Genomic DNA, 9,473 nt, shown 5'->3' with positions numbered 1-9,473 from the left:
GGTCTAGGTCTAGGTCTAGGAAGCATTATGAATAAAAAAAGACGCTTTAACGTTATCATTAAAGCGTCTTTCGTTTTGACTTTATCTGTGACTTAACTGCCAGACCAAGCAACTCGTTAGTAAATCATGTTCATGACTTACTAACGATGAGTCCAATCACTATGCGTCAATAAATGCGTTTAGCGTTGAGCTTGGGCGCATTAGTGATGAAACCAATGCATCATCAAGTAGGTAATAACCGCCTAAGTCGCCAGCTGGACCTTGAGCGTTATTCAGCTCAGCAACAATAGCTTCTTCACTTTCAGCCAATTGAGTTGCAACACCTGCGAACTCAGCAGCAAGGTCAGCGTCAACCGTTTGCTCAGCCAGCGCTTTCGCCCAGTATGCTGCAAGGTAGTAGTGGCTACCACGGTTATCAAGCTCACCCACTCGACGTGAAGGAGACTTGTTGTTATCTAGGAATTCACCCGTCGCTTTATCAAGCGCGTCAGCGAGAACTTGTGCCTTAGCATTCCCCGTTACTACGCTTAGGTGCTCTAGAGATGCCGCTAGTGCCAAGAACTCACCAAGAGAGTCCCAACGCAGGTGGTTTTCTTTCTCTACTTGTTGAACATGCTTAGGCGCAGAACCGCCAGCACCTGTTTCAAACAGGCCGCCACCGTTCATAAGTGGAACAATCGATAGCATTTTAGCTGACGTACCAAGCTCTAGAATCGGGAACAAATCCGTTAGGTAATCACGTAATACGTTACCTGTAACCGAAATAGTATCTAGGCCTTCTTTGATACGAACCAGTGAGTACTGAGTTGCTTCTAAAGGAGCAAGGATCTTAATTTCAAGACCATCGGTATCATATTCAGGAAGGTAAGCGTCAACTTTCTTAATAAGCTGAGCATCATGCGCGCGAGACGCGTCTAGCCAGAATACTGCAGGAACACCCGAAGCACGAGCACGAGTTACCGCTAGCTTAACCCAGTCTTGAATCGGTGCATCTTTAACCTGACACATACGGAAGATATCACCTTCCTCTACGTCTTGCTCTAGAAGCACAACGCCTGAAGCGTCAACAACTTGAACCTGACCAGCAGCTTCAAGGATAAAAGTCTTATCGTGAGAACCGTACTCTTCGGCTTTTTGAGCCATCAAGCCAACGTTTGGTACACTACCCATCGTTGTAGGGTCGAAAGCACCATTCTCTTTGCAGAAATCAATAACTGCTTGGTAGATGCTTGCGTAGCTGCGATCAGGGATCATAGCTTTCGTGTCTTTCTGCTTACCTTCTGGATCCCACATTTGACCTGAAGAACGCAGCATTGCAGGCATAGATGCATCAACAATGATGTCGCTTGGAACGTGTAGGTTAGTAATGCCGCGATCCGAATCAACCATCGCTAGTGGTGGTTGAGTCTCGTATACCGCTTGTAGGTCAGCTTCAATAGCTTCTTTCTGCTCTTGAGGAAGCGCAGCAATTTTTGCGTATACATCGCCGATGCCGTTGTTTACATCAACACCAAGCTCTTCAAACAGTTGACCGTGCTTAGCGAATACGTCTTTGTAGTAAACCTTAACTGCATGACCAAAGATCACAGGGTCAGATACTTTCATCATCGTCGCTTTCATGTGAAGAGAAAGCAGTACACCTTGCTCTTTAGCTGATGCGATCTCTTTCTCGAAGAACGCAACCAAAGCGGCCTTGTTCATCACTGACGCATCAATGATCTCTTTATCTTGCAATGCAAAAGCGGGCTTCAGAGTTTTCTTCGCACCATCTTTACCAACGAATTCAATGCTAACTTCTGTAGCACCTTCAATTGTTACTGACTTTTCGCTGCCGAAGAAGTCTTTGTCGTCCATACTTGAAACGTGCGACTTAGAATCCGCAGACCAAGCACCCATTGAGTGTGGGTTCTTCTTCGCGTAGTTTTTAACAGAAAGTGGAGCGCGGCGATCCGAGTTACCTTCACGTAACACAGGGTTTACAGCACTGCCTTTGATTTTATCGTAAGTCGCTTTAACGGCTTTCTCTTCGTCAGTGTTTGCTTCTTCTGGGTAATTAGGAAGTGCGTAACCTTTTGACTGAAGCTCTTTGATTGTTGCTTGAAGTTGAGGAACCGATGCAGAGATGTTTGGAAGCTTGATGATGTTCGCTTCTGGTGTCTTAGCCAATTCACCTAGTTCTGCTAATGCATCACCAATACGTTGCTCTTCGTTCAGGTAGTCAGGGAAGTTGGCAATAATGCGCCCTGCAAGTGAAATGTCGCGAGTATCAACGTTAATACCAGAAGAAGCCGTAAAAGATTGAATGATAGGCAGCAGAGAGTAAGTTGCTAGCGCTGGAGCTTCGTCAGTAATGGTATAGATGATCGTTGGTTTTTCAGTAGGCATGAAATTTCCCTATAGTTCTTACAAGCTCACTTAAAGCAGTGAGAGTGTTATAAATTGACCAGTAAGCCACTCTAAGAGTGAAAACTGCTTACTCGATAGTCGTACTCTATCTTATTTTTCATGCAATCTTGACGACAGCATGAGCCAAATCCGTGAGTGCATTGTTTTAATAAAAGAGCCAGTTATAATAAGACACGAAGGTATAATTAAACAAATCAGGCTTAAGAGTCCATCAACTTGTTCTATTTTGTGTCTTTTAGGCGCGCAAATGATAGCTCAATTCCGTTTCTATGAAAACTTTTCGGCACACTTCGTTTACATTTTTGCAAGGTAGTTAACATGTCTACTCGCTCACGCAGCGCATCTCGTTCAGACAAACCGGCTCGTTCTGGTACCACATTAAAACAAAGCGGTAATAGACAGAATCAACACAGTGGCAAAAATGACACTGGCAGTTCACACAAAAAACCGCACTCCAGCAAACACCGATATAAAGGCAAACCTACCAACGCAAAGCCTAAGGTAGCACCCGAAGATCGCAAAGTAATTCTGTTCAATAAGCCTTTCGATACTCTCAGCCAGTTCACTGATGGCGAAGGTAGAAAAACGCTAGCGGATTTTATTCCCGTAAAAGATGTTTATGCTGCTGGTCGCTTAGACCGCGATAGTGAAGGTTTATTGGTCTTGACCAATGATGGCATCTTTCAAGCTAAGTTGACTCAGCCGAACTCAAAATCGACCAAGACTTACTGGGTACAGGTTGAAGGTGCGCCTTCTGAGAAAGATTTAGATAAATTGAGAAAAGGTGTTGAGCTAAAAGATGGTATGACATTACCTGCAGAAGTAGAAGTGATGCAAGAACCTCAGGTTTGGGAAAGAACTCCTCCTGTGCGCTTCAGAGCGGCGATACCAACAACATGGTTAGCGATTACCATCATCGAAGGACGTAACCGCCAGGTAAGACGAATGACGGCAAACATAGGCTTCCCTACCCTGCGTCTAATCCGCTACTCAATGGGCAATATGAACGTGGGTCAGCTTCAGCCAGGTGAATGGAAAGAGATTTAGCTCTTACTGATACAGAAAAAGTACTAATATAGCAAAAGCGAGACTCTTATTAGTCTCGCTTTTTTGTAGATGAAGATTGATTACTCTTGGTCAATCATCCATTTACGGAATTCTTTGCGTTCTTGCTTAGAAGCTTTGATATACCAAGCCTGCAATTGCTCAACATTATGTGTGTCAGCCAGTTTCACTGGTTTCTGAGTTTTGCTACTTGTTTGTGCGGCCGTATCGTTTACCACAGAAGCTAAAACCACAGCTTCCGCTGGTTTATCAAGTAACACACCATCTTTGAAATATACTGCCTTACTTTCATTGTGCTCAGCCAGTCGAGACTCTAGCCCGCCAAGCGGCGCAAAACCGGGCTTACGTTTAATAACATCTTGTTGATATTTAATGGCGACTTCATCCTGCAAAACGACCCATGATGGATTCACAGCTTCAAAGATTTTCTCAGCTTCCATATAGCTACGTACTTTTGGAGACTTAATTTCAACCTCTTCACCAGTAACATCAAAATTCAAAACATAAGGGGCCGAAGAGTAAACGCCGCTGTTACCAAATTTTTTATCAAAGCGAACTAAAACCTGGTTAAAACCTTCATTAATCTGGTTTTCGCTGATTTTATTTTGAGCAGCTTGGCCATTAATGTACAGAATTGATACGCCTTTCTGAGGCGTTAGGGTTGCCGCACTTACACTGCCAATAACGCTTGTAAGCAAGCCCAAAGCTAACATTACTTTCTTCATCATATCTCTCTTTCAAATCGAATAAACTGCTCTTTATCCTAACAAAAAAGCCACCCTAAGGTGGCTTTTTTTCTAAGGCTAAATGACTAGGTCAATTAGAATGATGCTTCAACACCAAGAGCTAAACCAGTCTTTGAATTTTTAACATCAGAGCCACCCACTTCTGCGTACACTTTAGTGTTAGGCGCAACAGCGTAAGTTGAGTTTACAAACCAAACATCTGCGTCCTTAGCGTTATCATCATGGTCACCGATTGAGTAACCAGTGTTGAAGCCCCAAAGACCCATAGTGTAACCAGCAGCAAATGCGATTGTTGAAGTGTCATCGTTAGCTTTATCAGACGTTACACCGTAGTATGCTGTAGATAGGTAAACGTTCTCGATACCAGAGAATACTAGCTCAGCACCGTAACCTTGGTGATCCATATTCGCCTTGTCAGCGTCCAGGTTAGCAACGAAAGCAGAAAGGTCGATATCAGTAAAACGGTAACCAACACGAACGTCGTAATATGTGTTGTTTGTCGCTGCAGTATCTTTCTTCGTATCGTTATCAACTTTATCTTGAACGTAACCTAATGTCGCGTACAGGTCGCCATTGTCGTAATCGTAACGAATAGCTTCGTCAGCACACTCATTTGTTGCTGCGTCTAAAAGTGTTGCAATACCAAACGCTTCATCTTTACCGATACCTAGGTCATCGACAGCTGTACATGTACGACCAAACTTGATAGAGCCCATAGTATTGTGGTATGCCGCAACATAAGCATCGCCGCTTTGAGCTTTCTTTGAGTTGGTAGACGGAGAACCGTCAAATTCCCAGTAAGCGCCAACTTTCCACTCATCATTAACCATGTATTTAATGTCAAAACCGAAATCAGCGTCTTCGATTCTTTGTTCCATTGAACTAGTCGTTAGAGAGTTCTTGTAAACAACTTCGATGTCGCCTTTCAGGTTTACCGTTACACCATCTTGGTTGTAAAGTTCGATTGCTGCGTTTGCAGAACCAGCTGCTGTCATAACTGCTAGAGCTAATAGAGTCTTTTTCATAATAAATCCACTGCCTTTTCTAAGAATGGGAGATCCTTGCCCGGTTCCCTTTTATTTTTTATGACTGGTCATTACTACTCTTTGGTAGTTAATCACCGCCACTAAATTTCGTGGTCTAGATTGCAAAAGATTATCCTGCGTGTCAAATAAACTAAAAACAAACCTAAAAAAAACAAAAATACATAAAAATCATAGGTTTACATTTTTTTTCATCATTTTACGAGCAACTTACCCTTAAATTTAAAGGGAAATATAATAGCCCAAATAAAGAACAACTCAGCATAATACTCCACTAATTTAGGTTTAAATCGTAATTAACAGAACTTAACGCCTGCATCGTGCGATTTTTTAATATATATATTTCGTAACATAAATAAAATCGTTAAGTTCCTGAAGGTTCAGTTTTTTTTTGTGAACGAGATCTACCTTTGATTCAAAAGCAAGCTATTTTGCGGTAAATGTACCGACTAGTGATATGTGCTACTATCCTCGCTCCGTTACGTAGGTCACAGTATGCTAACTACTAAAATTCAAAATTCTATACGCACCAGTTATCAAAACCTCCAAGATCAGTTGGATAACTTTGTACCTCGACGTGCTCAAAATTACCTTGTTGCAGAAATAGCGAAGACACTTTGTGGTCAATACCACAAAAGTAATCGCATGATTGTTGCTGAAGCAGGTACCGGGATCGGGAAGTCACTGGCTTATTTAATGGCAACAATTCCTGTCGCCGTGCTCAACAATCGTAAAATCGTCATTTCAACAGCGACCGTTGCGCTACAAGAACAACTCGTCAATAAAGATCTCCCTCTATATAGACGACTTACTGATAGAGAGTTTTCTTTCATCTTAGCGAAAGGAAGGCAGCGTTATTGTTGTACAGAGAAGTTGGCCGCTGCGTGTGGGGTTGATGGTGGTCAAATGGCGATGTTCGAGTCCAAACCAAAAAAGAAAGACATCGAGCAACTGCAAACCATGTACCGCAGCCTCACCCAAGGTAAATGGGATGGTGACCGTGATTCGTGGCCAAAACCTATCGACAACATGATTTGGCAGATGATTGTCAGTGATAAGCACAGCTGTAACAACAGTATGCCTACGCACAGAGACTGCCCTTTCCAAAAAGCGCGCTCAGAGCTAGATAAAGCCGACGTGATTATCGCCAACCACAGTTTAGTGATGGCTGATGCGGACCTAGGCGGCGGTGTGATACTGCCAGAACCAGAAAATAGCATCTATATATTTGATGAAGCTCACCACTTGCCACACGTAGCGAGAGATCACTCCTCTGCTGCCGCAAGCTTAAAAGGTGCTGCCTCTTGGTTAGAGCGTTTGAATCAATCGATCACTAAGCTTTCGGGGCTAGCAGACGAGAAACGTGTTCATCGATTTAGAAATGAGTTGCAAGACTCAGTACAACAACTGATCCCGACTCTGACTAAAATGAGCAAACAGTTTGACGCTAGCCACTTCGAAGATGGCTTGTATCGCTTCGAGCATGGTGACTTACCTGAATGGTTAGAAAGCGAATCGAAAGATCTCAAACAATTAACGCAAAAGGCGAGCCAAGCCGTAGCAAAAATTGCAGACTTGATTGCAGAACGAGTTAAAGACGGAGAGCTTTCAGCAAAGCTTGCAGAGCCTGCGCTTGCCGAAATTGGCTTTTATATACAAAGAACAGAAAACCTTGCTCAAGTTTGGCGATTAATGGCTGAACCTAAGAGAGAAAAAGGGGCGCCTTTGGCTCGTTGGCTTGAATTAAGCAAAGAAAGCGAGGGAGACTTTGTTGTTAATGTCTCACCATTAGAAGTCGGTTGGCAACTGGACCAACAGATTTGGAGTCGTTGTGTTGGTGCAGTGTTAGTATCTGCGACCATGAGAGCACTCAACTCTTTCAGCTTTTTTTGTCATCAATCAGGTATCAGTCAAAAAGCAGAAGATGGCGTACAATTTCTTGCTTTGGCATCGCCGTTTGATTATCAGAACCAAGCGGAGTTAATCGTGCCAGCAATGAAGTACGAGCCACAAGCACCTCAGTTTACCGAATATCTTATTGAAATTTTGCCTAAGGTAATAGAAGACAACAAAGCCAATCTCATTCTATTCTCTTCTTATTGGCAAATGAACCAAGTGGCAGAAGCTTTGGCAACAGATTTCGTTAAAAAGTCGTGGGCGTTACAGGTTCAGGGGGATACCTCACGAACTGAAATCCTAAAAAAACATAAAAAGCTCATAGACCAAGGTAAAACCAGCGTTCTTTTTGGAACGGGTAGCTTTTCTGAAGGTCTTGATCTGCCTGGCGAGCTACTTGAAAACCTTGTTATTACCAAGATCCCTTTTGGTGTTCCTACCTCACCTGTAGAGCGGGCACATTCAGAATATATTGAATCTCGTGGCGGTAATCCTTTTATGCAGATTACTGTTCCAGAAGCGAGTAAAAAGCTTATTCAATCTGTGGGTAGATTGCTGCGTAAAGAACGAGATTCTGGTAAAGTCACGATCCTTGATAGACGCATAGTCACGAAGCGATACGGAAAGTCCCTACTCGATTCGCTACCGCCTTTTAAAAGAACAATAAAATACTAATTTTCCTACCCTCGTGGTAGTTATGGGCCTGCCATCACTAGGCCCTTGCATTCACAACCCAGCATGACTAATCCCTCGATTCTTCATGTGGCTGCCCGAACAGCCGATAACGAGAACACTAGCTATTTATGGAAATGATTGAGCCAACCATGTTGGTCATACTTGCCTTGGTTGCATTTGCTGCAGGCTTTATTGATGCTGTCGCCGGTGGCGGAGGAATGTTAACTGTACCAGCTTTGCTATCGCTTGGTTTACCACCACACATTGCACTCGGTACTAATAAGCTGGCCGCAACATTCGCCTCATCAACAGCCGCTTTTACTTACTATCGCAAGAAGCTGTTCAAACCCGAATGTTGGGTCAATGCTTTCATATCTACTTTAATAGGTGCAACAATCGGCACCCTGACTGTTGATGCCATTAGTACAGAGTGGTTAGAGAAGGTATTGCCATTAGTTATTCTTGCCGCTGCTGTCTATACCATTTTTCATAAGACTCCAGATGTGAGCCATAATGTGTCTCCTAAACCGTGCCCGGTACTCAAGAGAAAGCAAAAGTACCAAGGATTCATTCTCGGCTTTTATGATGGTGTTGCAGGCCCAGGAACCGGCGCTTTTTGGACTGTGAGCTCGATGGCGCTTTATCGTCTCAATATCTTACTTGCTTCAGGTCTATCTAAAGCCATGAACTTTACCAGTAACTTTACGTCTTTGGTTACCTTCGCAATTCTTGGTCATATTGATTGGGTTCTTGGTTTAACTATGGGTCTTTGTTTGATGGCTGGAGCATTTGTTGGGGCACATTCTGCTATTCGTTTCGGTGCTACATTTATACGACCTGTTTTTGTTACTGTTGTAAGCGTACTTGCGATTAAGCTGGCTTACGAAGCGTGGTTTGTAACCTTATAGCCCAGTCGCCCAAGGTAAGTAAAATGAATCATTTCTCTAAATTAAAAAGCGTCATTGATACCTTAATTGGCCATTGCTCGCAGGTTGATAAATCTCGAGGGGCTTATCATCAAGCCTTGTTCGATAGAACCTTGTTTAAGTGCAGCTCTTCTATTTTACTGCCCTACGCACTCGAAACTCAGGCAACGTACAACACTATTGTTCGAGAACAAGCGACAAACCAACTTACTGCTTCTCGGGCCAACTACCTGACAGAAAAACTCACTAATCAGATAGCTGCAATCCAAAGAGAACTAGCCAACCATGATTTAAGGTTAGATCGAAAAAGTAAGTCAGGAAAAAACCTTAACGACCTATACAACGAACTCGCTCAGCACCAGGATTGGCAAAAGCGACTGGTCGATTTAGTACGAGTACGCAAGTTAGCGTTTGATTCTGCGCCTCGCCACAGTAAGAAAAAAGCGGACGAGGCTTGGCAATTAGCAAAAGAACGATTAGAACGCTGCGAAGACTCAATGAAAAATATTGAGAGACTGATTAACTTAGAGAACCCCAAGCGAAATGAACACTGATAACCCATCATCACCACTGGATAACGCCCCAGAAGAAGTTAAGTTAGCTGTCGACCTGATCTATCTGCTCGAAAGCAACGAAATCGACCCAAAGGTTGCGTTAGAAGCAATTAAGATTGTCCAACAAGATTTACAAGCCAAACTAGCATCTAGCATCTAGCA

8 protein-coding genes are annotated in these 9,473 nt (G+C 43.2%); 5 read left to right on the top strand and 3 right to left on the bottom strand.

The window, feature by feature from the left end; translation table 11 throughout:
• Nucleotides 1-159 precede the first annotated feature (159 nt).
• Nucleotides 160-2,385: an NADP-dependent isocitrate dehydrogenase gene (locus AB4180_RS18195; RefSeq protein WP_009846335.1), complete on the bottom strand. Its 2,226-nt coding sequence runs from the start codon at nt 2,383-2,385 to the stop codon at nt 160-162.
• A gap of 339 nt (nt 2,386-2,724) precedes the next feature.
• On the opposite strand from AB4180_RS18195, the gene AB4180_RS18190 reads away from it, so the two are divergent.
• Nucleotides 2,725-3,453, top strand: coding sequence for a pseudouridine synthase (locus AB4180_RS18190; RefSeq protein ID WP_102248921.1), 729 nt, complete (start codon nt 2,725-2,727; stop codon nt 3,451-3,453).
• An 80-nt stretch (nt 3,454-3,533) separates the two neighbouring features.
• Here the strand turns inward: AB4180_RS18190 and AB4180_RS18185 are convergent, their stop codons facing one another.
• Together AB4180_RS18185 and AB4180_RS18180 are read right to left on the bottom strand one after the other, a co-directional pair.
• On the bottom strand, nt 3,534-4,196 hold the full coding sequence (locus AB4180_RS18185) for a DUF2057 domain-containing protein (RefSeq protein WP_102248922.1): 663 nt from the start codon (nt 4,194-4,196) through the stop codon (nt 3,534-3,536).
• 95 nt (nt 4,197-4,291) lie between these two features.
• Nucleotides 4,292-5,242 carry a porin gene (locus tag AB4180_RS18180; protein ID WP_102248923.1) on the bottom strand — a complete coding sequence of 317 codons (951 nt, stop codon included), beginning with the start codon at nt 5,240-5,242 and terminating at the stop codon, nt 4,292-4,294.
• 513 nt (nt 5,243-5,755) lie between these two features.
• Here AB4180_RS18180 and dinG point away from each other — a divergent pair.
• From dinG to rsmS, 4 genes are all read left to right on the top strand, one after another.
• Nucleotides 5,756-7,831, top strand: coding sequence for an ATP-dependent DNA helicase DinG (gene dinG, locus AB4180_RS18175; RefSeq protein ID WP_102248924.1), 2,076 nt, complete (start codon nt 5,756-5,758; stop codon nt 7,829-7,831).
• Between the two features lie 128 nt (nt 7,832-7,959).
• Nucleotides 7,960-8,739, top strand: a complete 780-nt coding sequence (locus AB4180_RS18170) for a TSUP family transporter (protein WP_009846330.1) — start codon at nt 7,960-7,962, stop codon at nt 8,737-8,739.
• A 23-nt stretch (nt 8,740-8,762) separates the two neighbouring features.
• Nucleotides 8,763-9,311 (top strand): primosomal replication protein, encoded by a 549-nt coding sequence (locus AB4180_RS18165; RefSeq protein WP_009846329.1) that lies wholly within the window; start codon nt 8,763-8,765, stop codon nt 9,309-9,311.
• Nucleotides 9,301-9,471 carry a pleiotropic regulatory protein RsmS gene (gene rsmS / locus AB4180_RS18160; RefSeq protein WP_009846328.1) on the top strand — a complete coding sequence of 57 codons (171 nt, stop codon included), beginning with the start codon at nt 9,301-9,303 and terminating at the stop codon, nt 9,469-9,471. The genes AB4180_RS18165 and rsmS overlap by 11 nt, the downstream gene beginning before the upstream one ends.
• Nucleotides 9,472-9,473: the final 2 nt, after the last annotated feature.

It is taken from the genome of Vibrio sp. 10N.286.49.C3, assembly GCF_041469545.1.
Taxonomy (GTDB): Bacteria; Pseudomonadota; Gammaproteobacteria; order Enterobacterales; family Vibrionaceae; genus Vibrio; species Vibrio tasmaniensis_A.
Note: the sequence above shows the minus strand (reverse complement) of the source record. Positions and strands in the feature narration are given on the sequence as shown.